The sequence below is a fragment of the Martelella mediterranea DSM 17316 genome (assembly GCF_002043005.1).
GTDB lineage: Bacteria > Pseudomonadota > Alphaproteobacteria > Rhizobiales > Rhizobiaceae > Martelella > Martelella mediterranea.
In genome coordinates this window covers 2551121-2575824 of the sequence record NZ_CP020330.1, presented here as the reverse complement: position 1 = coordinate 2575824, position 24704 = coordinate 2551121, and the positions used below count along the sequence as shown (strand labels likewise).

The 24704-nt window shown below is 63.2% G+C and carries 22 protein-coding genes; 13 read left to right on the top strand and 9 right to left on the bottom strand.

Features of this window, described 5'->3' with window-relative positions; genetic code table 11:
• The first annotated feature begins 40 nt into the window (after positions 1-40).
• Positions 41-865 carry an isocitrate lyase/PEP mutase family protein gene (locus tag Mame_RS12030; RefSeq protein WP_155122097.1) on the top strand — a complete coding sequence of 275 codons (825 nt, stop codon included), beginning with the start codon at positions 41-43 and terminating at the stop codon, positions 863-865.
• Between the two features lie 34 nt (positions 866-899).
• On the opposite strand, the gene Mame_RS26685 is transcribed toward Mame_RS12030, so the two are convergent.
• Positions 900-1064 (bottom strand): hypothetical protein, encoded by a 165-nt coding sequence (locus tag Mame_RS26685; RefSeq protein WP_018063681.1) that lies wholly within the window; start codon positions 1062-1064, stop codon positions 900-902.
• A 243-nt stretch (positions 1065-1307) separates the two neighbouring features.
• On the opposite strand from Mame_RS26685, the gene carB reads away from it, so the two are divergent.
• The 4 genes from carB to Mame_RS12010 all read left to right on the top strand — a co-directional run bounded on the left by carB (position 1308) and on the right by Mame_RS12010 (position 6162).
• Complete coding sequence (gene carB, locus Mame_RS12025) at positions 1308-4790, top strand: carbamoyl-phosphate synthase large subunit (RefSeq protein WP_018063682.1); 3483 nt, start codon at positions 1308-1310, stop codon at positions 4788-4790.
• Between the two features lie 126 nt (positions 4791-4916).
• Entirely contained in the window at positions 4917-5249 is a 333-nt protein-coding gene (locus Mame_RS12020) for an ArsR/SmtB family transcription factor (protein ID WP_018063683.1), read from the top strand.
• On the top strand, positions 5246-5701 hold the full coding sequence (locus tag Mame_RS12015) for an SRPBCC domain-containing protein (RefSeq protein ID WP_018063684.1): 456 nt from the start codon (positions 5246-5248) through the stop codon (positions 5699-5701). Before Mame_RS12020 ends, Mame_RS12015 begins: the two co-directional genes overlap by 4 nt.
• Positions 5698-6162 carry an SRPBCC family protein gene (locus Mame_RS12010; protein WP_018063685.1) on the top strand — a complete coding sequence of 155 codons (465 nt, stop codon included), beginning with the start codon at positions 5698-5700 and terminating at the stop codon, positions 6160-6162. Before Mame_RS12015 ends, Mame_RS12010 begins: the two co-directional genes overlap by 4 nt.
• A gap of 15 nt (positions 6163-6177) precedes the next feature.
• Here Mame_RS12010 and Mame_RS12005 read toward each other — a convergent pair whose 3' ends face one another.
• Positions 6178-7398: an aminopeptidase P family protein gene (locus tag Mame_RS12005; protein WP_018063686.1), complete on the bottom strand. Its 1221-nt coding sequence runs from the start codon at positions 7396-7398 to the stop codon at positions 6178-6180.
• A gap of 341 nt (positions 7399-7739) precedes the next feature.
• Between Mame_RS12005 and Mame_RS12000 the strand changes: the two genes are divergently transcribed.
• The 4 genes from Mame_RS12000 (at position 7740) to Mame_RS11985 (ending at position 12073) form a co-directional block, all read left to right on the top strand.
• Complete coding sequence (locus tag Mame_RS12000; RefSeq protein WP_018063687.1) at positions 7740-8516, top strand: VOC family protein; 777 nt, start codon at positions 7740-7742, stop codon at positions 8514-8516.
• Positions 8517-8696: 180 nt separating this feature from the next.
• A complete protein-coding gene (locus tag Mame_RS11995) occupies positions 8697-10220 on the top strand; it encodes an MFS transporter (protein WP_018063688.1) in 1524 nt (507 codons plus the stop codon).
• Between the two features lie 277 nt (positions 10221-10497).
• Positions 10498-10974: a transcription elongation factor GreA gene (gene greA, locus Mame_RS11990; RefSeq protein ID WP_018063689.1), complete on the top strand. Its 477-nt coding sequence runs from the start codon at positions 10498-10500 to the stop codon at positions 10972-10974.
• 28 nt (positions 10975-11002) lie between these two features.
• Positions 11003-12073 (top strand): glycosyltransferase family 10 domain-containing protein, encoded by a 1071-nt coding sequence (locus tag Mame_RS11985; RefSeq protein ID WP_157624510.1) that lies wholly within the window; start codon positions 11003-11005, stop codon positions 12071-12073.
• Here Mame_RS11985 and Mame_RS11980 read toward each other — a convergent pair.
• The 4 genes from Mame_RS11980 to Mame_RS11965 form a co-directional block, all read right to left on the bottom strand.
• Positions 12070-12831, bottom strand: a complete 762-nt coding sequence (locus tag Mame_RS11980; protein WP_018063691.1) for a sulfite exporter TauE/SafE family protein — start codon at positions 12829-12831, stop codon at positions 12070-12072. The genes Mame_RS11985 and Mame_RS11980 overlap by 4 nt on opposite strands.
• 53 nt (positions 12832-12884) lie before the next feature.
• Positions 12885-13889 carry a phosphate acetyltransferase gene (gene pta, locus Mame_RS11975; protein WP_018063692.1) on the bottom strand — a complete coding sequence of 335 codons (1005 nt, stop codon included), beginning with the start codon at positions 13887-13889 and terminating at the stop codon, positions 12885-12887.
• Between the two features lie 147 nt (positions 13890-14036).
• The gene (xsc, locus tag Mame_RS11970) at positions 14037-15812 is read right to left on the bottom strand and encodes a sulfoacetaldehyde acetyltransferase (protein WP_018063693.1); all 1776 of its coding nucleotides are present in this window, start codon (positions 15810-15812) and stop codon (positions 14037-14039) included.
• Between the two features lie 33 nt (positions 15813-15845).
• Positions 15846-17462, bottom strand: a complete 1617-nt coding sequence (locus Mame_RS11965; protein WP_018063694.1) for a GMC family oxidoreductase — start codon at positions 17460-17462, stop codon at positions 15846-15848.
• Between the two features lie 117 nt (positions 17463-17579).
• Between Mame_RS11965 and Mame_RS11960 the strand changes: the two genes are divergently transcribed.
• From Mame_RS11960 to Mame_RS11945, 4 genes are all read left to right on the top strand, one after another.
• Complete coding sequence (locus Mame_RS11960) at positions 17580-18815, top strand: TRAP transporter substrate-binding protein (RefSeq protein ID WP_018063695.1); 1236 nt, start codon at positions 17580-17582, stop codon at positions 18813-18815.
• A gap of 91 nt (positions 18816-18906) precedes the next feature.
• The gene (locus Mame_RS11955) at positions 18907-19575 is read left to right on the top strand and encodes a TRAP transporter small permease (RefSeq protein ID WP_018063696.1); all 669 of its coding nucleotides are present in this window, start codon (positions 18907-18909) and stop codon (positions 19573-19575) included.
• Positions 19576-19585: 10 nt separating this feature from the next.
• Entirely contained in the window at positions 19586-20947 is a 1362-nt protein-coding gene (locus Mame_RS11950; RefSeq protein ID WP_018063697.1) for a TRAP transporter large permease, read from the top strand.
• 63 nt (positions 20948-21010) lie between these two features.
• On the top strand, positions 21011-21784 hold the full coding sequence (locus Mame_RS11945) for an IclR family transcriptional regulator (protein ID WP_018063698.1): 774 nt from the start codon (positions 21011-21013) through the stop codon (positions 21782-21784).
• Positions 21785-21838: 54 nt separating this feature from the next.
• Here Mame_RS11945 and Mame_RS11940 read toward each other — a convergent pair whose 3' ends face one another.
• The 3 genes from Mame_RS11940 to gatC all read right to left on the bottom strand — a co-directional run bounded on the left by Mame_RS11940 (position 21839) and on the right by gatC (position 24640).
• Positions 21839-22633, bottom strand: a complete 795-nt coding sequence (locus Mame_RS11940; protein WP_235726796.1) for a M23 family metallopeptidase — start codon at positions 22631-22633, stop codon at positions 21839-21841.
• A gap of 195 nt (positions 22634-22828) precedes the next feature.
• The gene (gene gatA, locus Mame_RS11935) at positions 22829-24310 is read right to left on the bottom strand and encodes an Asp-tRNA(Asn)/Glu-tRNA(Gln) amidotransferase subunit GatA (protein ID WP_018063700.1); all 1482 of its coding nucleotides are present in this window, start codon (positions 24308-24310) and stop codon (positions 22829-22831) included.
• A gap of 42 nt (positions 24311-24352) precedes the next feature.
• Positions 24353-24640: an Asp-tRNA(Asn)/Glu-tRNA(Gln) amidotransferase subunit GatC gene (gene gatC, locus Mame_RS11930; protein ID WP_018063701.1), complete on the bottom strand. Its 288-nt coding sequence runs from the start codon at positions 24638-24640 to the stop codon at positions 24353-24355.
• Positions 24641-24704 lie beyond the last annotated feature (64 nt).

Genomic DNA, 24704 nt, shown 5'->3' with positions numbered 1-24704 from the left:
ATGTTCACTATACGTTCCAGAAAACGACAGGAGGGTCATCGTGGTCACGCAGGAGGAAAAATATCGGCGGTTCATGGCGCTGCACGCGCGCGAACGCGCTTTCGTCATGCCCAATCCATGGGATGCCGGATCGGCGCGCCTGCTGGCCCATCTCGGCTTCGAGGCGCTAGCGACCACCAGCGCGGGGCTTGCCTTTTCGCTCGGCCGCCGCGATTCGGCTGCGGACCTGTCGCGCGACGACATTCTTGCCAACGCCAAGGCCATCGTGGAGGCCACCGACCTGCCGGTTTCCGCCGACCTTGAAAACGGCTTCGGGGATTTGCCCGAGGACTGCGCGCTGACGATCCGGCTTGCCATCGAGGCGGGTCTCGTCGGCGGCTCGATCGAGGATGCCACGGGGCGACCCGACGACCCGATCTATGGTTTCGACGCCGCTGTCGAGCGCGTGCGCGCGGCGGCGGAAGCCCGGGCCGGAAAGCCGTTCATTCTCACCGCGCGCTCGGAAAATTTCCTGTGGGGCCGCCCCGACCTCGCCGACACGATCCGGCGCCTCCAGGCCTTTTCCGAGGCTGGCGCGGACGTGCTTTACGCACCCGGATTACCGGATATCGAGGCGATCGCCACGGTCTGCAGGGCCGTCGACAAGCCGGTCAACGTGGTGATGGGGCTTCAGGGCGAGAACTATTCCGTTACAGCGCTGGAACGCGCCGGCGTCAGGCGCATCAGCGTCGGCGGCTCGTTTGCCCGGGCCGCGCTATCCGGCCTGAAACAGGCAGCGGAAGAGGTGCTTACGGAGGGGACATTCAATTACGAGAGGGTCGATGGCAGCGAGGCGGAAAGGCTGACCGTGCCGCCGAAGCGGTGACGCCGACGGGCGTCACCGGGTGAGACGTGCGCGCTCAGGCATGCGACGTCTTGCTGGCCCTGCGAAAGATTTCGCCATGGCTCTTGCGCTGGGCGTCGTCCGCGCCAAAAATCCTGCCGCCGACGATCCGGTAAAGAATAGCAAGTCCTGCAGCCGCGAACACGATCTGGAATGCGATAAGAGGCAGATATTCAAACATGGTTTTGTCTCCGGTTTGGAGTAATAACGCGGCATGTAAACGAAAAGTTCACGTTTAAGTGCATGAAAGCCGAAAAAACATCGTTGATGGCGGTTCGCGCGGTGCATTTTCGGGGTTCCGTTGCCACGGCAACTTCCCTATAAGGCCCACCTAGCCTACATGATTTCACGTCCCTTACCCGGCCCGGTCAACCGTGCCGGTTTTTGATGCAGGGACGATAAGAAGAAACGACGGATACCGCCCATGCCCAAGCGCCAAGACCTCAAATCCATCCTCATCATCGGCGCGGGGCCGATCGTCATCGGTCAGGCTTGCGAGTTCGACTATTCCGGCGCGCAGGCCTGCAAGGCGCTCAGGGAAGAGGGTTACCGGGTCATTCTGGTCAACTCCAACCCGGCCACGATCATGACCGACCCGGAACTGGCCGACGCCACCTATGTCGAGCCGATCACCCCGGAAGTCGTCGCCAAGATCATCGCCAAGGAACGCCCGGACGCGCTGCTGCCGACCATGGGCGGCCAGACCGCGCTCAACACCGCATTGTCGCTGCGCCGCATGGGCGTGCTGGAGCGCTACAATGTCGAGATGATTGGCGCCAAACCGGACGCCATCGACAAGGCCGAGGACCGCGCGCTGTTTCGCGAGGCCATGGCCAAGATCGGGCTCGAAACGCCGAAGTCCATGCTGGCCAACGCCACAGAGATCAAGGACCAGCACCGCCAGGAACACGAGGCCAAGCGCGCCGAACTGAAGAAGACGCTTTCGGGCGATGCGCTGGACAACGCGCTCGACGAGCTCGAGAACCAGTGGAACCTCGGCAATACCGACCGCAAGCAGCGTTACATGTCGCATGCGATGGCAATCGCGGCGCAGGCGCTCGACGTCATCGGCCTGCCGACCATCATCCGCCCGTCCTTCACGCTCGGCGGCACCGGCGGCGGCATTGCCTATAACCGTTCGGAATTCTTCGAGATCGTCGAGCGCGGCCTCGACGCCTCGCCGACCACCGAAGTGCTGATCGAGGAATCCGTGCTCGGCTGGAAGGAATACGAGATGGAGGTCGTCCGCGACAAGGCGGACAACTGCATCATCATTTGCTCGATCGAGAACGTCGATCCGATGGGCGTGCATACCGGCGATTCGATCACCGTCGCGCCGGCGCTCACGTTGACCGACAAGGAATACCAGATCATGCGCAACGCCTCGCTGGCGGTGCTGCGCGAGATCGGTGTGGAGACCGGCGGCTCGAACGTGCAGTTCGCCGTCAACCCGGCCGATGGCCGGCTCGTCGTCATCGAGATGAACCCGCGCGTGTCGCGGTCCTCGGCGCTCGCGTCGAAGGCAACCGGCTTTCCGATCGCCAAGGTCGCCGCCAAGCTCGCCATCGGCTACACGCTGGACGAACTCGAAAACGACATCACCGGCGGCGCGACGCCCGCCTCGTTCGAGCCGTCGATCGATTATGTGGTCACCAAGATCCCGCGCTTTGCCTTTGAAAAATTCCCGGGCGCGGAAAACACGCTGACCACGGCGATGAAATCCGTGGGCGAAGTCATGGCCATCGGCCGCACCTTCCCGGAATCGCTGCAGAAGGCGCTGCGCGGTCTGGAACGCGGCCTGACCGGCCTCGACGAGATCGAGATCCCAGGCATCGAGAACGGCGAGCCGAGCAACGCCATCCGCGCCGCGATCGGCACCGGCACGCCGGACCGCCTGCGCATGGTCGCGCAGGCAATGCGTCTCGGCGTCAGCCAGAGCGAAATCCACGAGCATTCGAAGATCGACCCGTGGTTCCTCGATCAACTGCGCGCAATCGTTGATATGGAAGAGCGCGTGCGCGAGCACGGCCTGCCGCAGGATGCCGAAAACCTGCGCATGCTGAAGGCGATGGGCTTTTCCGACCAGCGGCTGGCAAGCCTCACCCATGGCCGCCCGAAGGAAGTCGCCCAGCTTCGCAACAAGCTCGGCGTGCGCCCGGTCTACAAGCGCATCGATACCTGCGCCGCCGAATTCGCCTCGCCGACCGCCTACATGTATTCGACCTACGAGACGCCCTTCGATGGCCAGACCCGCTCCGAGGCCGGTATTTCGGATGCGAAGAAGGTCGTCATTCTCGGCGGCGGGCCGAACCGGATCGGCCAGGGGATCGAGTTCGACTATTGCTGCTGCCATGCCGCCTTCGCGCTGAAGGATGCGGGCTATGAATCGATCATGGTCAACTGCAACCCGGAAACGGTTTCGACCGACTACGACACCTCCGACCGGCTCTATTTCGAGCCGCTGACGGCCGAAGACGTCATCGAGATCATGCGCGCCGAGCAGGAAAAAGGCACGCTCGTCGGCGTCATCGTGCAGTTCGGCGGCCAAACGCCGCTGAAGCTCGCCGAAGCGCTGGAAAAGAACGGCATCCCGATCCTCGGCACCGCACCGGACATGATCGACCTTGCCGAGGATCGCGACCGGTTCCAGAAACTGCTGATCAAGCTGGACCTCAACCAGCCCAATAACGGCATCGCCTATTCGGTCGAGCAGGCCCGCCTGGTGGCGGCCGAAATCGGCTATCCGCTGGTGGTTCGCCCGTCCTACGTTCTCGGCGGCCGCGCCATGGAGATCGTCCACAACGATGCCGGTTTGTCGCACTACCTGCTGGAAGTGGTGCCGGAACTCGTCACCGAGGACATCAAGCAGCGCTATCCGAACGACAAGACCGGGCAGATCAACACCCTGCTCGGCAAGAACCCGCTTCTGTTCGACAGCTACCTGACCAACGCCATCGAAGTCGATGTCGACTGCCTCTGCGACGGGACCGACGTGTTCGTCGCGGGCATCATGGAGCATATCGAGGAAGCTGGCATCCATTCGGGCGACAGCGCCTGCTCGCTGCCGCCCCATTCCCTGTCGGACGAAATCCTCGATGAGCTTGAGGTACAGTCCCGTGCGCTGGCGCTCGCGCTTAACGTCAAGGGCCTGATGAACGTGCAGTTCGCCATCAAGGACGGCACGGTCTATATCCTCGAAGTGAACCCGCGCGCCTCGCGCACCGTGCCGTTCGTGGCCAAGACCATCGGTTCGCCGATCGCCAAGATCGCCGCCCGCGTGATGGCCGGCGAGAAGCTGAACGATGTGATCGCGTCTTACGGCGAGCGCCCCAACCCGCGCAAGCTGAACCACATCGCGGTCAAGGAAGCGGTCTTCCCCTTCGCCAAGTTCCCCGGCGTCGATACGCTGCTCGGCCCGGAAATGCGCTCGACCGGCGAGGTCATCGGCCTCGACAAGGATTTCGCAATTGCCTTCGCCAAGTCGCAGCTCGGCGCCAGCGTCGATCTGCCGCGCGATGGCTGCGTCTTCGTCTCGGTCAAGTCGGAAGACAAGGAGCGCGTGCTGCCCGCCGTCAGGCTTCTGGTGGAGCAGGGTTTCACCGTGATGGCGACCGGCGGCACCCGCGACTTCCTGGAGGAAAACGGCATTTCCGCCACCAAGATCAACAAGGTGCGCGAGGGCCGTCCGCATATCGAGGATGCGATCCGCAATCGTCAGGTCCAGTTGGTGTTCAACACGACCAGCAACGACAAGACGATCTCGGATTCGAAGTCGCTCCGCCGTGCAGCACTCACCCAGAAGGTGCCATACTACACCACCATGGCCGGCGCCATGGCCGCCGCCCAGGCGATCAAGGCGCTGAAACAGGGCCAGCTCGAAGTGCGCCCGCTGCAAAGCTACGCCTGAGCCGTATCGGACTGAGACGCCTCATGAAGGGCAGGCCCAGCGCCTGCCCTTTTCTTCGGACTTGACGCAGAGATTTGCCTCCTTTATTTATCCAATAGGTTAATTAACCGATGGGATAAACACAAAATGTCCGATCCGCTGACCCGGACGCTCTCCGCCCTCGCCGATCCGACCCGCCGCGCGATCCTTGCGCGGCTGTCCAAGGGCGAAGCGACGGTGAATGAACTGGCTGAACCGTTCGCGATGTCGCTGCCGGCGGTCTCCAAGCATCTGAAGGTGCTGGAGCGCGCCGGGCTGATCTCCCGCGGCCGGGAGGCGCAGACCCGGCCCTGCCGGATAGAGCCGGAGACGCTGAAGGCGGTCGATGGCTGGCTTTCGGACTACCGGGCGCTTTGGGAACAGCGGCTCGACCGGCTGGAAGCCCATCTCGCGCAAATCCAGAAGGAGGAAACGCCATGAGCGAGGAAAAGCCCAACGCAAACCTCGAAATCCACAACGAAAGACGCTTTCCGCAGGACCGCGATACGCTGTTTGCCGCGGTGGCCGATCCGGCAAAGCTCGCACGCTGGTGGGGGCCGCACGGGTTCGAAAACCGGATCACGGCGTTCGATTTTCGCCCCGGCGGAAGCTGGCGGATCGTCATGACCGCCTCGAACGGCGATGAATTCGACAACCACTGGAGTTTTCTGGCGATCGAGAATGGCCGCATGGTCCGCGCCCGCCATCATCTGCCGGTGCATGATTTCGTGCTGGAAATGCGGTTCGAGGATCACGCCGGCGGAAGCCGCCTTGTCTGGAGAATGGATTTCGAGCCGACCGAGGAAAACCAGGCTATGGCGCACTTCCTCAAGGCCGCCAACGACCAGAATCTCGACCGCCTCGCACAGTTTCTGGAGGGAGAAAACCAATGACCGCTGACCTTGATCCCGCAAGAATCATCCGGCTGGAGCGCGTCATGGACGCCCCGCGCGAACTGGTGTTCAAGGCGCTTTCCGATGAAAAGCACCTGGATCAATGGTGGGGGCCGGAAGGGTTCGTCAACGAGACCCACGCCATGGATTTTTCCGTCGGCGGGCTGTGGCACTACACGATGCACGGCCCCGACGGCAAGGACTGGCCCAACTGGATCCGCTACACGGAGATCACCCCTCCGGCCCGCATTGCCTACGACCATGGTGGCGAACGCGGCGAGCCCGCCCATTTCCGGGGCCTGATCCTGCTCGAGGACGAAGGCGGAAAGACCCGCGTTTCGCTGATCCTGATCTTCGAAACGGTCGAGGCTCGTGACGCGACCCTCGAGTTCGGCGCCGTCGAAGGCGGCCGGCAGACGCTGGCAAAGCTCGATGCCTATGCCAGCCGCCTGTCCGGCTAAATCGGCGCGCCTGCTCTAGCCAGTAATGATGTTGTGCGCCGGGCCATAGGGAAAGCCGGTGATATCTTCGGCGCCGTCCTTACCCACGACCAGAATGTCGTGCTCGCGGTAGCCACCCGCGCCAGGCGTGCCCTCCGGCACGAACAGCATCGGCTCCATCGAGATCACCATGCCGGGCTCGAGTACCGTCTCGATATCCTCGCGCAGTTCCAGCCCCGCCTCGCGGCCGTAATAATGGCTGAGCAGGCCGAAGGAATGGCCATAGCCGAAGGAGCGGTATTGCAGCACCCCGGCCTCGGCAAGGAACCGGTTGACCTCGGCGCAGATCGCGGCGCACGAGATGCCCGGACGGATGAGCGACATGCCGAGTTCATGGGCGGCGACATTTGTCTCCCAGAGCTTCAACGATGCTGCATCCGGCGCACCAAGAAACAGCGTGCGCTCCAGCGCGGTGTAATAGCCGGAGATCATCGGGAAGGCGTTGAGGCTGAGGATATCGCCCTTCCGAAGACGCCGCGCGGTGACCGGATTGTGCGCGCCGTCAGTGTTCAGCCCCGACTGGAACCAGACCCAGCTGTCGCGATATTCCGCATCCGGAAAGGCTTCGGCGATGGCAAGCTCCATCGCATCGCGCCCCGCCATGGCGATATCGATCTCGCGCGCGTCCTCACCGATCGCATCCCGGATCGCCGCGCCGCCGATATCGGCGATCCGCGCGCCCTCGCGGATCAGCGCGATTTCCTCGGCGGACTTGATCATGCGCAGCGCCATGACATCGGCCGCGATATCGACGATTTCCGCAGTGCCGATCACTGTTTCAAGCGCCGAACGGGCGGCGAGCGTCATATGGTCGCCCTCGATGCCGATCCGGGCATGCCCCTTCAGAAGACCGGCCGCCGTTCGCCAGAAATTGTCGCGCTTCCAGTCTGTATAGATGATGTTGTCGCCATGGCTGCGCCGCCAGGGCTGGCCGGCATCGATATTGGCGGAGATCGTGGTGCAGCGCTCGGCGGTCACCACGCAGCCGAAGGGCCGGCCGAAGGCGCAGTAGAGAAAGCCGGAATAATAGGCGATGTTGTGCATGGAGGTGAACAGCACGGCGGTGACGCCGCGTGCCTCCATCCTCGCGCGCAAAAGCGCAAGACGGCGGTCATATTCCGCCTGGCTGAAGGGCAGCGGCGCCTTCTCGCCATTCTCGCAAACGAAATTCTCGGGGCGCGTGGCCAGTCCGTTCATGGGTCAATCCTCATCCGCTGAACCGGACGGACTACCCCTGCCCGGTTCGAAGCGTTCGTCAAAACGCTCAAACGTCCGGGCGTGCAGGACCATCATCATGGTGATCGCGGCCTTCCCCTGCGCACGACGCCATCGGCGCGAAGGTCCGCTGGCGAAAAGTCTAGCGCGGGCCTCAAGAGTTGGCAATGCCGGTTGAGGCCGTTCGCCTCCAGTCCTGCTATTGTCATGATCGGCCGCTACGATCGCGATGCCGCTACAGGCTTGACCGAGAGATTATAGGTTGATATCAACTTAAAAATAGACCACAAAGCACCGGTATCCGGCAACAGGGAGAGCAATGCATGGCGAGCGAATTTATCTGGTACGATCTGATGACGACGGATGCAGAGGCGGCGAAGGCGTTCTATCAGGATGTCGTCGGCTGGAAGGCTCAGGATGCCGGCCATCCCGATGTGGCCTACACGCTGCTCGGCATCGAAGGCTATGAGAGCCATGTCTGCGGCCTGATGGAACTGACTAAGGACATGTGCGCGCAGGACATTCCGCCGCACTGGATGGGCTATGTCCATGTCGCCGATGTCGACGCCAAGGCTGCGGAATTCAAGGCTGCGGGGGGCGATGTGCTGATGGAGCCGCATGACATTCAGGGCGTCGGCCGGTTTGCGGTGGTGAGCGATCCGCAGGGCGCGGCGATCAGCGTCTTCACGCCGATCCCGCCCGAAGGCGGCATGCCGGAGTTTCCGCCGCGCGGCACGACCGGTACCGTGGCGTGGAGCGAGCTCTACACAAGCGATCCTGAAGCCGCCGTCACCTTCTATGGAAAGATGTTCGGCTGGAAGCCGACGCACGAGGTCGATATGGGGTCGATGGGCAAGTACCACCTCTTCGCCGGCGATGGCGACGATCTCGGCGGCATGATGCGGATGCCCGACGGCATGCCCACGCCGGCCTGGAGCTACTATTTCCAGGTCGATGGCCTCAATGCCGCGATCGAGCGGGTGAAGGCCGGCGGCGGGCAGTTGCTCAACGGTCCGATGGACGTTCCGGATGGCGCGGTCGTCGCCCAGTTTCTCGATCCGCAGGGCGCGTTCTTCTGCCTCGTGTCGATGAGACGCTGAGGACCAACGCCATTCCGACCTCAAATGCGCCGGACGACCGGCGCATTTTTCGTTGCAGCCGATCTCGTGGAATCGGCTCCTAATTGGGTGCGCGAATCGCAAAATGCTGGGATACGTCCGCGTTTTGGGGTAACGCGTGCAGCACTTTGCAAACGTGGTGCCGAAGCCGGAGCATACCTCATGACCGAAACCGTCAAGGCGACCCGCCGCGAATGGGTGGGCCTCGTGGTCCTCTCTGTCGCCTGTCTGGTCTATTCCATGGACCTTTCGGTGCTGTTCCTCGCCATCCCCTCGATCGTGCGCGAACTGGAGCCGTCCGCGCCGCAGCTACTGTGGATGAACGATATCTACGGCTTCATGGTGGCGGGCTTCCTGGTGACCATGGGCGCGCTCGGCGACCGCATCGGCCGGCGCAAGCTGCTCCTGATCGGCGCGGCCGCCTTCGCCATAACCTCGATCCTCGCAGCCATGGCCCAGACGGCGGGCATGCTGATCTTCGCCCGCGCGCTGCTCGGCATCGCCGGCGCCACGGTCGCGCCCTCGACGCTGTCGTTGATCATGAACATGTTTCGCGACGAGAGCGAACGCAACCGCGCGATCGGCGTGTGGGGCACGGCCTTTGCACTCGGCGGCCTCGTCGGCCCGCTGATCGGCGGGGTGCTGCTCCATTTCTTTCACTGGGGCTCGGTGTTTCTGGTCAATGTGCCGATCATGCTGGCACTTCTGGCAAGCGGTCCCTTTCTGCTGCCGGAATACCGTTCCGGCGAAAGCCCGCGGCTTGATCTGACGAGCGTCCTGCTTTCACTGGCCACCGTGCTGCCGGTTATCTACGGCTTCAAGCAGATCGCGGCCCATGGCTTTCACGCGACCGACCTGCTGCCAGTCTTCGCCGGCATCGGCTTCGGCGTCCTGTTTGTCCGCCGGCAGAATCGGATTACCGAACCGCTGATCGACCTCAGGCTGTTCCGGCTTCCGGCCTTCACGGTTTCGATGCTGGTCAATATGGCGGTCGTGTTCTTCATGTTCTCGATCTTCCTGCTGCAGGCTCAGTTCTTCCAGCTCGTGCTGGGGCTGAGCCCGCTCGAGGCGGCGCTCTGGAGCGCCCTGCCCGGCGTGTTCTTCACCGTCATGTCGCTGCAGGCGTGGCGGGTGACCAACCGCCTCGGCCCGATCCCGACGGTCATCACAGGTCTGGTGATCAACGCGATCGGCGCCGCGGCCATCGGTCTTGCCGCCTGGTACCAGAGCCTTGCCGGCATGCTGATCGCCAATGTCGTTCTGGGCCTCGGCTTTATTCCCGCGATCCTGACCACGACCGGGCTGATCATCGGTTCGGCGCCGCCGGAGCGCGGCGGGGTCGCCTCGGCGATGTCGGAAACCTGCGCCGAGTTCGGCGGCGCGCTCGGCGTCGGCCTCTTGGGAAGCCTTGCGACGGTGATCTACCGCTTCGCCATGCAGCCGGTCGATCTTTCCGCCCTGCCGCCATCCGCCGCCTTCGACACCGGCCAGACGCTCGCCGGCGCGGTGGACGCCGCCCGCGAGCTTGGCGTCAGCGATGCCCCCTGGCTCACTGCTGCGCGCGACGCCTATTGCGCAAGCTTCGCCGCCTGCGCGCTCGTTGCCGTGCTCGCCCTGCTCGCCCTGTCATTTTCCGCCAACAGGGTCTATCGCAGAGAGCCACCGCGTCCGGTGGAAGGGCACTGAAGCGCCTCTTTCACGGCGCGGCTGCACCTCTCCCGATCGCCGGGGCCGAAGAGATGAGACGATTTGTCTGGAAATCGCGCCGTCGCATCTGTTATAAGTTTCGTCAGCTATGAAACTGGTTCCGGGGTCACGCTTCGGAACCTGTTTCTTTTTGTGTTGCAAATCGGCCGGGCGCTTCCCAAGTCAACGGCTGTTCGCCCCACGAAAACGAAGAACATGCACGGACGCGACGGAGCCCGCCTCCGCCGCGTCCAACGACAGACCAAAGGATAAAGATATGGTCGAAAAAGTACCGATGACCAAGATCGGGGCTGCCAAGCTCAGCGAGGAGCTGCGCTGGCGCCAGCAGGAGGAACGTCCCCGGATCATCCAGGCAATCGCGGAAGCGCGCGCCCATGGCGACCTTTCCGAAAACGCCGAATACCACGCCGCCAAGGAAGCCCAGAGCTACAATGAGGGCCGGATCGGCGAGCTTGAGGATGTGACCACCCGCGCGGAGATCTTCGATCCCGCCAAGATGTCGGGCGACAAGGTCCGCTTCGGCGCGACCGTCAGGCTCGTCGACGAGGACACCGAAGAGGAAAAGGTCTACCAGATCGTCGGCGACCTCGAAGCCGATGTGAAGGAAGGCCGTATCTCGATCTCCTCCCCGATCTCGCGCGCGCTGATCGGCAAGGAAGTCGGTGATTCGATCGAGGTGAATGCGCCGGGCGGAGCCCGCGCCTATGAAATTCTGGAAGTCGTCTGGAAATAAGCCGGCTTCCCGCACGCAATGGTCTGATATGGCGATCAGGGTCAAGATTCTAAGCCGTTCTCCGCCGGTGAACCCGGAAAACCCCAGGTTCTCCCGGCAATTGCCAACAGGCTGGGCCGAGGCCAACGGCCTCGAATTCATCTTCGACCCCGACGCCCGGAATTACGACTGGCTGGTCGTCTATGACGACCTGCCGCGCTTTATCGGCATGACCGAGGAACCGCTCGCCTGCCCGCCCGAAAACACCCTGCTGATCACCTCGGAGCCAAGCGGCGTCAAGGTTTACGGCCGCTCTTTCGTCCGCCAGTTCGGCCATGTCCTGACCAGCCAGGAGCCGATCGCGCTGCGCCACCCCGGCCGGATTTGGAGCCAGGCCGGGCTGACATGGTATTATGGCATGGACGAGAACCGCCACGACTATCTGCCCGTCGACGAGATCGCCCGACGCTTCCCCGAAAAGTCCGAAACGATCGCGACCGTCTGCTCCAGCAAGCGGCAGAGCCATACGCTCCATCGCCTGCGCTATGATTTCACGGAATATGCCGCCAAACACCTGCCCGAGCTTCAGGTTTTCGGGCATGGCCGCCGGCATATGGATGACAAGGCCGAGGCCATCGACAGGTTCCGCTATCATCTGGCGATCGAGAACCACGTCGCTCCCCACCACATCACCGAAAAGCTCTCGGACCCGTTCCTCGGCCTTTCGCTGCCCTTCTATTTCGGCGCACCCAATGTGCTCGATTATTTTCCCGCGCAAAGCCTGATCCCGGTCGACATCCGCAAACCGGCCGAAGCTGTCGAGATCATGAGAGCGGCCATCGCCTCGAATGAATACGAAAAGCGTCTGCCGGCCATCATCGAGGCCAGGCGGCGGGTGATCGAGGACTATAATATGTTTGCGCTGATCGCCAGGATCGTGCGCAGCGACACGCCGGCGCGTTACGTCCCCGCTGTCACCGCGATCCGCGGCCAGCATGCCGCGCGCAAGGCCGCGCCCGTCTCAGGCATCGCCGATTTCGCCTTCCGCACCGGCCTGCAGTTCAAGAACCGCATCGCCAACCTGCGCTCGCCCGACTGGAGCAGTCCAAAGGCGGGTTAGAGCCGCAGCCAGGCCGACATGCCGAGTACGATACCGAACAGCGCCGAGCATACCATCGCCAGAAGCGCCACATTGCGGTAGCTGGTCTCTGAGCCGCGCCGGAAGAAATAGGCGCCGAGCGCGGAGCCGCCGGCGCAGAGCGGCGCGGAAAAAAGCCCGAGCAGGACGACGTGGAGGTGAAGCGCGCCTTTGAAAGCCGCCGTCGCCAGTGCGAAAACCGCAAGGATCGCGAACAGGATGATCATCGAGGCGCGCTTGGTGCGCGCCGGCACCTCACGCGCCAGAAAATAGGCCACGACCGGCGGACCGGGCGCCGCGGCAAGACCGCTGAACAGGCCGGCGAAAAACCCGACCGCCGTGGTGGAGACCGCGCCCGGCCGGGGTCCGAGGGAAAACCTGAAGAACAGCGCAGCCGCGGCCCCGGCGGTGATCGTGCCAATCACGATCTGCGCCAGCCAGAGCGGCACGACGGAAATGAACAGCAGCCCCACCGGCGTTCCGAAAAAAGCCGCGAGCGTCAGCAGCCCGACGGCGCGGCGATCGGCATGGCCGATGCATTCCGGCAGGTCGATCAGGGTCAGCGTGATCTGCACCACCAGCACGGCAAGCACGGCATCCGCCGGCGGCACCAAGAGCACCAGAAACGGCATTGCCACCAGCGCCATGCCGAAACCGGCAAGGCCGCGCAGAAAAGCGCCCATCGCCAGACAGGCCGCAAAGCCGGCGAACACCGGAAAGGAAATGGCAAGGTCGGGCATGCGCCCTCACCTCATGCCGGGCTGAGGGGCGACCGCTTGCCCGCGTGATCGGTTCATTTCTGCGCGCCCGCCTGGCAGGCGGTCACTGCGATCATGTCGAGCACGTCCTGCGCGGAACAACCGCGCGACAGGTCATTGGCCGGCTTGTCGAGCCCCTGCAGCACCGGGCCGATGGCCGATGCGCCGCCGATGCGCTGCGCGATCTTGTAGCCGATATTGCCGGCCTGCAGATCGGGAAAGATGAAGATATTGGCCTCGCCCCCGAGCGGCTCGGCCGCCCCCTTGGATTTGGCGATTTCGGGAACGAAGGCGGCATCGAACTGCAGCGCGCCGTCAACCAGAAGGTCGGGCCGGTTGAGCCGCACCAGCTTCACGGCCTGTTCGACCTTGTCGACCATGGGGTGGGACGCGCTGCCGCGAGTGGCGAAGGACAACATTGCCACGCGCGGCGTGTCGCCGGTGAGCATGGTATAGGAGCCCGCCGCCGCGATTGCGATCTTGCTGAGCTCCGCCGCATCCGGATCGATCACCAACCCGCAATCGGAAAACAGGAAGGCGCCCTTCTTGGCGTGGTGGTCGGCCTCCAGCATCATCAGGAAGAAGCTGGAAACGAGGCGGGTGCCGGGGGCCGCGCCGATCACCTGGATCGCCGTGCGAACGACATCGGCCGTCGAGCATGCCGCGCCCGAGACCGTGCCGTCCGCATGCCCGGCCTTCACCATCAGGGCCGCGAACACATAAGGGTTGCGCGCGGCCTTGTCGGCGTCCTCCTCGGTGACACCCTTGTGCTTGCGCAGCGTGTAATAGAGCTTCGAGAGCTCGGGCAGGAGTGCCGAGCTTTCCGGAGCGATGACCTCGATCGCGTCCGGGCGGGTAATGCCGATCTCGGCGCAGAGCGCATCGACATCGCTTTTCACCCCGACCAGAATGATGCGGGCAACGCCCAAATCGGCCGCCTTGCAGGCCGCTTCCAGCACGCGCTTGTCGCCCGATTCCGGCAGTATGATCGTCTTCTTCAGCCGCTTTGCGTTGGCGAAAATCTTCTCTAGCTGGTTCATGTTCTCACCCTGCGGGTCTGATTGCGCTGATCGGGACGACGGGCCCATAAAAAGCGTTTCGACGACGATTGGCAAGGTCGCCCGCCGCCTGATTTTCAATAGGCAATGGCGGGAAGGCTTGCCCCCGCCATTGCCTCGCTTGTTGGATCAAACCGCCTGTTTGCGCATATCCGCCCGGTTGATGCCGGCGACCGAGACCGGCTTCTTCATCGCATCGCGGCGGAAGGGCTCGCCCAGCTCCTGGTTCAGCACCACCTCGATGAAGGTGGTCTTCTTCTCCTTCATCTGCCGCTCGACGGCCTTGTCGAGCTCCGTAGAAAGCTGCTCCATCGAGGTCACCTGCACGCCCTCGACGCCGCAGGCCTTCGCAATATCGGCATAGCGGACGTCGAGCGAGAGTTCGGTGCCCACGAAGTTATCGTCGAACCACAGCGTGGTGTTGCGCTTTTCCGCGCCCCACTGGTAGTTGCGAAAGATCACCATGGTGATCGCCGGCCAGTTGTCGCGCTTCAGCGACACCATCTCGTTCATCGAAATGCCGAAGGCGCCGTCACCCGCAAAGCCGACGACCGGGGTATCCGGCTGGCCGATCTTGGCGCCGACGATCGCCGGGAAGCCGTAGCCACAAGGGCCGAACAGGCCGGGCGCCAGATATTTGCGGCCCTCCTCGAAGGTCGGATAGGCGTTGCCGATCGCGCAGTTATTGCCGATATCCGAGGTGATGATCGCATCCTTCGGCAGCGTCTTCTGGATTGCGCGCCACGCCATGCGTGGGCTCATCCGCTCCGGCTCGCGATCGCGGGCGCGTTCGTTCCACGTCGTGCCCTCATCGTCTTCCTCGTGGTCGAGCGAAGTCAGTTCCTGCGCCCAGGCCGATTTGGTCTTCGCGATCAGCGCCTTGCGGTCGTCGCGGTCGATATCGCCCGCATTGCCGGCAAGCCTGTCGAGAATGCCGGTCGCGACCTTCTTCGAATCGCCGACAATGCCGACGGTGACCGGCTTGGTGAGGCCGATGCGGTCGGGATTGATGTCGACCTGAATGATCGCCGCGTCCTTCGGCCAATAGTCGATGCCGTAGCCCGGCAGCGTCGAGAACGGGTTGAGGCGGGTGCCGAGCGCCAGCACGACATCGGCCTTGGCGATCAGCTCCATCGCCGCCTTCGAGCCGTTATAGCCGAGCGGACCGGCAAACAGCGGATGGTTGCCGGGAAAGGCGTCATTATGCTGATAGCCAACGCAGACCGGCGCATCCAGCCGTTCGGCAAGCGCCTTCGAGGCCTCGATCGCGCCGCCGAGAACAACGCCCGCGCCGTTGAGGATGACGGGGAACTTGGCTTCGCTGAGGAGTTTCGCGGCGCGCTCGATCGCCTGCTCGCCGCCCGTGGGCCGCTCGAATTCCACGATGGCCGGCAGTTCGATATCGATGACCTGGGTCCAGAAATCGCGCGGAATGTTGATCTGGGCCGGGCCGCAAGCGCGCTTGGCCTTCAGGATCACGCGGTTCAGCACTTCGGCGATGCGCGAGGCGTCGCGCACTTCTTCCTGATAGGCGACCATGTCCTTGAACAGCGCCATCTGCTCGACTTCCTGAAAGCCGCCCTGCCCGATGGTCTTGTTGGCGGCCTGCGGGGTGACGACCAGAAGCGGGGTGTGGTTCCAGTAAGCGGTCTTGACGGGCGTGACCAGCGAGGTGATGCCCGGCCCGTTCTGGGCAACGACCATCGACATCTTGCCGGTGGCGCGGCTGTAACCGTCGGCCATCATTCCGGCATTGCATTCATGGGCGCAGTCCCAGAATGCGATTCCGGCCTGCGGAAACAGGTCGGAAATCGGCATCATGGCCGAGCCGATAATCCCGAAGGCATGCTCGATGCCGTGCATCTGAAGAACTTTGACGAAAGCCTCTTCGGTGGTCATTTTCATGGGTGGTCTCCTCTAGGAATTTGGTGTTCGGTGTCAGGCGATCTGTCGGTTGTCCTCTCGCACGAGATCGCTGCATTTCTCGCCGATCATGATCGCCGGCGCATTGGTATTGCCGGAAACGATCTCCGGCATGATGGAGCAATCGGCGACGCGAAGCCCGGCGACGCCGCGCACCCTCAGACGCTCGTCCACAACCGCGCGCTCATCCTGGCCCATGCGGCACGTGCCGGTCGGGTGATAGATCGAGGCGGTGTAATTGCGTGCCCAGTCGAGCGTACCCTCGTAGTCATCCATGGCAAGATCGGCCGTGGGTCTGAACTCCTCGGCGATCTTCGATTTCAGCGGCGCATGACGCGCGATCCTGCGGGCGATCTTCACGCCCTCGACAATGGTGCGCCGATCGGTCTCGGTCGACAGATAATGCGGAAAAATCTTCGGATAGGTGCGCGGATCCGGGCCGTTCAGCACGATCTCGCCCCGGCTTTCGGGCCTGAGCTGGCAGACCGACATGGTGAAGGCGGAAAACGGATGGACGCCCTCGCCGGGATTGTCGGCCGACCATGGCTGAACGTGGAACTGGATGTCCGGCGTTGCCACATGGTCGCCGGTGCGCATGAAGCCGGTGGCGAGGCTTGCCGCCATCGCCATCGGCCCGGCGCGGAACATCGCGTATTTCAGCGCGATCCGCGCCTGGTTGAACAGCGAGCGGACCTCGTCGTTCAACGTCGGCTCGTTGCATTTGAACACGAGGCGGGCCTGAAGATGGTCCTGCAGATTGCGCCCGACATCCGGCGCGTGATGGACGACCTCGATGCCGTTGTCCTTGAGCTGCGCGCCGTCGCCGATACCCGACAGCATCAGTAGTTGCGGCGAATTGATCGTGCCCGACGACAGGATCACCTCACGCCGGCAGGTCACCAGCGCATCGCTTCTGCCATGCGCCAGGTAGCTGACGCCGGTGGCGCGGCCGTTCTCGATCTCGACCTTCTTCACCAGCGCGCCGGTGACGATCTTCAGATTGGGCCGGCTCTTGACCGGATTGAGGAAGGCGACGGCGGCGCTGCAGCGCCGGCCCTTGCGGGCGGTGAGCTGGAAATAGCCAACGCCCTCCTGGGTCTCGCCGTTATAATCCGGGTTGAACGGGTAGCCCGCAGCAGTGGCGGCCGCCACCCAGGCATCGCAGATCGGGCGCTGCAGCCGCATGTTGGAGACCGACAGCTCGCCATCGGCGCCGTGAAAGGCGTCCGCTCCGCGCTCCTGGTTTTCCGAGCGCTTGAACAGCGGCAGCACATCCTCCCAGCTCCAGCCGCGATTGCCCATCTGGGCCCAGCGGTCGTAGTCGCTCGACTGGCCGCGCACGTAAAGCAGCCCGTTGAGGGAGGAGGAACCGCCGAGCACCTTGCCGCGCGGCCAGTCGAGCGAACGGCCGTTGAGGCCGGGGTCCGGTTCGGTCTTGTAGCACCAGTCCACCGTCGGATTGTGCATCGTCTTGAAATAGCCGACCGGAATGTGAATCCAAGGATTGCGGTCCGCAGGCCCCGCTTCCAAGAGCACGACGCTGACATTCGGGTCGGCGCTCAGCCGGTTGGCGATGACGCAGCCGGCGGAGCCCGCGCCGACGATCACATAGTCTGCTTCCAGCCGCTCCATGAGCCCCCCTCAAGCCCTGAATTTGCCGCCGAAGCGACGAAAGTATCTTGCAAGGGCATTCGATATATGATTGATTTCGATACCGCAAGTCTCATTTTTCGACAGGGAGGGAAGAAAATGACAGGACTGGACGAAAAGCTGCGCAACATATCGCGCCGCGATCTTTTCAAATTATCGGGACGGTTCGGGTTGAGCTCCACGCTTCTGGCGGCAAGCTCGATGGCGGGGGTCGTCACACTACCGAGCCTGGCAAAAGCCGTTGAATCCACATATGAAAAGCGCTTCGGCAACGAACCGAAATACACGCTGAAATATGGCGCAGCAGGCTTCAACGCCCAGAACACGCTGATCGAGCGTGTCGGCTGCCTGGAATTCGCCCGCGATCTGGAGGAGCGCACCAACGGGCTGGTCCGCGTCGAGTTCATCGGCGACAACCAGATCTGCGGTCAGCTCAACTGCGTCGAAAAGACCCAGCTCGGCATTGTCGATATCTACACCGCCTCGACCCAGAACTCGGCGGGCGGCGCGCCTTATCTGAACGTGCTCGACTACGCCTATATGTTCCCGGGCCGCGCCTCGCAGTATCATTTCTTCTACAGCCCGGAATCGCAGCGCATCCTGCGCGACCCGCTGGAAAAGCGGCACGGCCTGAAGTTCCTGTTCACCCATTGCGAACTGCGCGGCATCCAGCTCGGGCTCAAATATTCCGACAAGCCGACCATCACAAAGCTCGAGGAACTGTTCGGCACCAAGAACCGGGTGACCGGCACCCAGCTCGGCCGCATCGCCATGCAGCTGTTGAACCTCAACCCGGTTCCGATCGCCTGGGAGGAAACGCTGGACGGGCTGAAGCAGGGCCTGATCGACGGCGCGGAAACTTGGGCGTCTGCCGTGGCCTATGCCAACATGGCGCCGGTGGTTTCGCAGTCGGTCGATCTCAAATTCTTCTGCGGCACCGAGCACACCTCGATGAATGCCAAGGTGTTCGACAGTTTCGAGCCGGAAGTGCAGGACGCCGTGATGGAATCCTCTTACTTCACGCAGGCCGCGATCCAGGGCGCGAACGAGGCCGCACTCGTGAAGACAGTCGGCTTCTCCGATCCGCAGCTTCCAAACACCGTGTTCGCCGATAATAATGTCCGGCCGGCCTTCCTGGCCGACGACCAGATCAAGATGGCGGAGGAAATGTGTTCGCCGGAATACAATCCGGAACCGTGGGAACAGTGGCGCGAGCGCCTCAACAACTGGGCCGGCGGCATCGACACCTACACCGAGATCAGCGCCATCGCGCGGCAGGTGCCCGCCGACATGAAGCCGGAAAACGTCGAGCCGCGCCGCTGGTGGAAGAGCTGATCCGCTTCATCCGATAAGTTATGCAGCCGGCATTTCGAGGAGGAATGCCGGCTGTCGGCAATAAAGCCCATGTTTTGGGAGGAGAATGACGATGGATTCGTTGTTTGGCGGCGCCTGGTCGATCGTTGCGGCGATCGGAAGCTGGGATTCTTGGACGATCAGCGAGGCGATGCGCTCCGGTGGCGCATGGCTCGTCGGTCTGGTTGTGACGATTGTGGGTGGCCTGCTGGTGGCGTTCATCTACGCCCGCCTGCCCTTCCTCGAACGACACCTCGAAAAGACGGTGATGATCTGGTCCTACCTCCTGATCGCCACCATTCTCTCGGTGGAAGTCTTCCGCCGCTTCGTCTTTTCCGTTCAGGAACCGTGGTCGACCACCCTGCCCCCGTTCCTGTTCCTGTTCATGACCTGGGCGGGCTGCGCCTACAACATGAAGTTCCGCAACCATCTGAGTTTCGCCGAGTTCCGGGCCATGATGCCGCGCGCCGGGCAGTTCGCCTGCCTCGTGCTGGACGCGGCACTCTGGCTGTTGTTTTCCTGGGTGGTCATCGTCACCTCGACGCGGGTGGTGTTCAACTCCGCCGCCAATTTCCAGATCCTGCTCGGCACCGACAATGTGCTGCAATGGTGGCTTCTCACCTCCGTTCCGGTCAGCTTCCTGCTGATGGCCGGACGCGCCTTCGAGAACCTGGCAATCGACTACCAGAATTACCGGGACGGCGCGCCGCTGATTTCCGCCACGACCCAATTCGGCGACTGAGGAGCCTTTGATGTCCGATTCTCTCTGGATCACCCTTATCTCGCTCGGCGCGACCGGCGTCTTCCTGCTCGGCGTGCCGGTGCTGCTGGTCATCGGCATCTGGGTCATCGGCATGAGCCTGCTGCTCGGCCTGCCGCTCGACAATCTCGGCTCCGCGCTTTCCGATGTCTTCACGGATGGCTTCGCGCTGCTTGCCATGCCGCTGTTCATCCTCACCGGCGACCTGATCAACCAGTCGGGCATCGCGCGGCGCATGTCGGATTTCGCCTACTCCTGCCTCGGCTGGTTGCGCGGCGGGCTCGCCATGGCCGCGATCGGCGCCTGCGGGCTGTTTGCCGCGATCTCCGGCTCCAACTCGGCGACCACCGCCACGATCGGCTCCATGCTCCATCCCGAAATGAAGAAGGGCGGCTATGACGAGCGCTTCTCGGCGGCGACGGCGGCCGCCGGCGGCACGCTCGGCATCATCATTCCGCCGTCGATCATCTTCATCGTCTACGGCTTCCTGATGAACCTGCCGATCTCCGAGCTGTTCGTCGCCGGCATCATTCCCGGCCTGTTGATGGGCCTTGCGATGATGGCCTTCTGCTGGGTCATCTGCTCGATCAATGGCTGGGGCCATTTGATCCGGCTGCAGCCGTCCCGGGTCTTCAAGACCGCGATCGGCTCATGGCTGGGCTTCTTCGCCATCGGCATCGTGCTGTGGGGCATTTACACCGGCAAGTTCTCGCCAACGGAAGCCGCCGCCGTCACGGTCGCGTTCTGCGTCGTCGTCGGCTTCGTCAGCCTGCCGCTGCACAAGATGATGGGTTCGCCCAGCGAGGATCGCCCGCCGAGCGAACGCAGCTATGGCGAAATGCTGGTGGTGCGCGGCTTCAGCCCGATCGATATTCCAAAGATCACGCTGCGCTCGGCCCAGATCACCGGCATTCTGGCGCCGCTGATCGCGATTTCGGTCGTGATGCAGCAGATCCTGTCGGTCATGGGCGCGGAAGACGCGATCGGCGGTTTCGTGCGCTCCATGGGCGGGTATTATCCGGTGCTGTTCACCGCGATGGCGATCGTATTCGTCACCGGCATGGTGCTTGAAAGCCTGCCGACCACGATCATCATGGCCCCGATCCTCGCGCCGATCGCAGCCTCGATCGGCGTCGATCCGATCCAGTTCGCGGTGATCTTCCTGGTCGGCGCCTCGATCGGCTTCATCACTCCGCCCTACGGGCTGAACCTTTACGTTGCCGCGGGCGTGACCGGCGTGAGCTACTTCAGGATACTGCGCTATATCTACCCCTATATCCTGGCGCTTGTCGCGGTGTGGATACTGGTTGCCCTTGTGCCTTCGCTTTCCACAATGCTACTGCCGAACAGGTAAGCCCCCGGGACGGCGGAGCATCCGCCGCCCCGATCAGTTCATAATGAAAAATGGTGGCAACCCGTGGATGATCAGACCGGCCAGATACCGACCAACCTTCGCCTGCTGATGGTGCTGGAGGCGCTCGCGGAAGCGGGCGCGCCCGTCACGCCGACGGAAGTCAACCAGGCGCTGGGCCTGCCGAAGCCGACGATCCACCGGCTGTTTTCGACGCTCGAGGCCGAAGGCTTCATCCAGCGCGAGATCGATGGTCGTGGCTATTCACCCGGAAGCCGGCTCCGGATCATGTCGGCGGGCATCATGTCGTCGCTGAGGATCCGCACCGCGCGCCAGGCGATCCTCACGGCGCTGGCCGAACAGATCAACGAGACCTGCAACATCTCGCTGCCGGACCGCGACGCGATGATCTATCTGGAGCGCGTGGAGACCAAGTGGCCGCTGAGGATCCAGCTCCCCGTGGGCTCGCGGGTGCCGTTCTATTGCACCTCCGCCGGCAAGATCTATCTGAGCTCGCTCGATGACAAGCACCTAAAAGGCTATCTGAACGCGGCGGAACTGACCCCGCACGCGACCAATACCATGACAACGCCCGAGGCGGTGATGGCCGAGGTCAAGCGCATACGCGAAAACGGCTATTCCACCGACAACGAGGAATTCATGGACGGCATGATCGCCGTCGCCGTGCCGATCCGCGACGCCTTCGGCCGCCTCGTCTCCTCGCTCTCCTTCCACGCTCCGTTGCAGCGGTTGTCGCTGGAAGAGGCGATCGGCCATGTCGGCCTGTTGAACGAGGCCTCGGCCAAACTCTCGGCGCTGATCACCAGCCCGGCGGAGTGAGGCCGAGGCAGATCGCTCACGCGTGCAAGCTTCCGCCGACACCCCCGTGGGTCGTCAGGCGTCTTCGTCTCCGTTCACATAGTCCTTGAACTTCGCGAGCGCCGTGCCCTCAAGCCTGCCCTCGCGGATGAAGTGCACCTTTCGCGGATCGACCTTGCGGCCATTGATCGAGACTTCGTAGTGCAGATGCGCGCCGGTGACGAGGCCGGTCTTGCCGACATAGCCGATCAACTGGCCCTGCTCTACATGGCTGCCCACCTTGACGCCGGCGGCGAACTTGCTCTGGTGGCTGTAGCTGGTCTCGTAGCCGTGACCGTGATCGATCTCGATCCTCTTGCCGTCGCCGCCATGGGAACCGGCAAAAGTCACCGTCCCGTCGGCGGCGGCGTAGATCGGGGTGCCTACGGGGGCTGCCCAGTCCGCGCCCGAATGCATGCGCGAATAGCCAAGCACCGGATGATACCGCGGGCCGAAGCCGGATGTCGCCCGGCCATCGGGCACCGGATTGCGCAACAGATACTGGCCGAGCCTGTTGCCGTCGCCGTCGAAATAGACGGCCTTTCCGCTTTCCGGATCACGGTAGCGATAGACGCTGATCTTGTTGCTGCCGAGCTGCAGCACCATGTCCAGCGCCTTCGAGGCCGCCGTCAATGTCTGGGCGGGCTTGTCCGCGGCGTAGGACAGACGCAGCCGGTCATCGGGACCGGCAGCCCCATCGGCCTCCGACTTGCCTTCCAGCGGGCTTACGAAATGATCGATCGCGGCTGTCTCGTTCTGCGGCGAGAGCGCGGGCGTACAGGCCGACAGCGCAACGAGGCCTGCCAGCATCACCAGAGAAAACGTTTTCAAACCTTGCCTTCCAAATCAGTTCTGGCCGGCAAGAGCCTTTTGAATATGGCGGAAATGACACCCGGAGGCGGCGGGAAAAAGAGGTCTTGAGAATGCCGCAGAATGACCCAAATTCAGGGCTTGAGGAACGTCAGGTCGGTGAGAAAACCGGAGCCCGGCAGCGCTCGCCGCCGGGTTTGGCGAACCGGCGGAAAACTACCACCACTTCTCCGGCGTGAACCTGCCCGCAGCCTGCTCCATCACGGCGGCGGTGCGGAAGAGCGTCTCTTCCTCGAACGGCTTGCCGATGAGCTGGAGGCCGAGGGGGAGGCCCTTGGGGTTGAGGCCGGCGGGCACGGAGATGCCGGGAAGGCCGGCCATGTTGACCGTCACCGTGAAGATGTCGTTCAGATACATCTTGACCGGATCATTCGCCATGTCCTGATCGGCAATGCCGAAGGCGGCCGATGGCGTGGCGGGCGTCAGGATGGTGTCGACGCCTTCCGCGAACACGTTTTCGAAGTCGCGCTTGATCAGCGTGCGCACCTTCTGGGCCTTCAGGTAATAGGCATCGTAATAGCCGGCTGACAGCACATAGGTGCCGATCATGATGCGGCGCTGCACTTCCTTTCCGAAGCCTTCGGCCCGCGTCTTTTCATACATGTCGGCAATGTCCCTGCCCTCCACGCGCAACCCGTAGCGGACGCCGTCATAGCGGGCAAGGTTGGAGGAGGCTTCGGCGGGCGCCACGATGTAATAGGCGGGCAGCGCGTATTTGGTGTGCGGCAGCGAGATATCCACGATCTCGGCGCCGGCATCCTTCAGGATGGCGATGCCCTGCTGCCAGAGCTTCTCGATTTCCTCCGGCATGCCGTCGACGCGGTATTCCCTCGGAATCCCGATCTTCATGCCCTTGACCGACTGGCCGATGGCGGCCTCGTAATCCGGCACGGGCAGATCGACCGAGGTCGTGTCCTTGTCATCGACGCTCGCCATGGATTTCAGCAGGATCGCCGCATCGCGCACATCGCGGGCGATCGGGCCGGCCTGATCGAGCGAGGAGGCGAACGCCACCACGCCCCAGCGCGAGCAGCGGCCATAGGTGGGCTTGATGCCGACCGTGCCGGTGAACGCCGCCGGCTGGCGGATCGAGCCGCCGGTGTCGGTCGCGGTAGCCCCCGCGCACAGATGCGCCGCGACAGCCGCCGCCGAGCCGCCGGACGAGCCGCCCGGCACCAGATCCATATTCGATCCCTTGGCCTTCCACGGGTTGATCACCGGCCCGTAATAGGAGGTCTCGTTGGAGGAGCCCATGGCGAACTCGTCCATGTTGAGCTTGCCGAGCATCACCGCGCCATCATCCCAGAGGTTCTGGGTGACGGTCGATTCATATTTCGGCTTGAACCCGTCGAGAATGTTAGATGCCGCCTGGGTGTGCACGTCACGGGTACCGAACAGGTCCTTGACGCCGAGCGGAATGCCCTCCAGCGCGCCGGCCGTGCCCTGCGACAGCTTCAGGTCGGAGGCCTTGGCCATCGCCGTCGCCTGGTCGTGGGTGACGGCGACATAGGCGTTGAACGCGGCATTGTGCGCATCGATCGCCTTGAGATAAGCGGCGGTGAGCTCGGTCGCGGTGATTTCCTTGCCCTTGAGCTTGTCGCGGGCCTCGGCGATGGTCAGGCTGGTCAGTTCGGTCATATGCGTCACTTTGTTGCGGGTCGCTGGGGAAGGCGGCGGGGTCTATTCGACGACCTTCGGCACCAGGAAGAAATTGCGTTCCGTCTCGGGCGCGTTGGCGACGATATCGTCGGCCTTGTCACCATCGGTAACGATGTCCTCGCGCTTCTTCATCGCCATCGGCATCACCGAGGTCATCGGCTCGACGCCGTCGACATTGACCTCGCCAAGCTGTTCGACGAAACCGAGGATCGCATTCAGCTCGCCGGTCATGCGCTCGGCCGCTTCGTCATCGACGGCGATGCGGGCCAGCTTGGCAACACGTTTTACGGTCGCGGTGTCTACGGACATGAAAGCTCTCCGGTTCTAATCTGTCCCTGACGCTATAAAGGGCGGGACCGCCCTTCGCAACGGG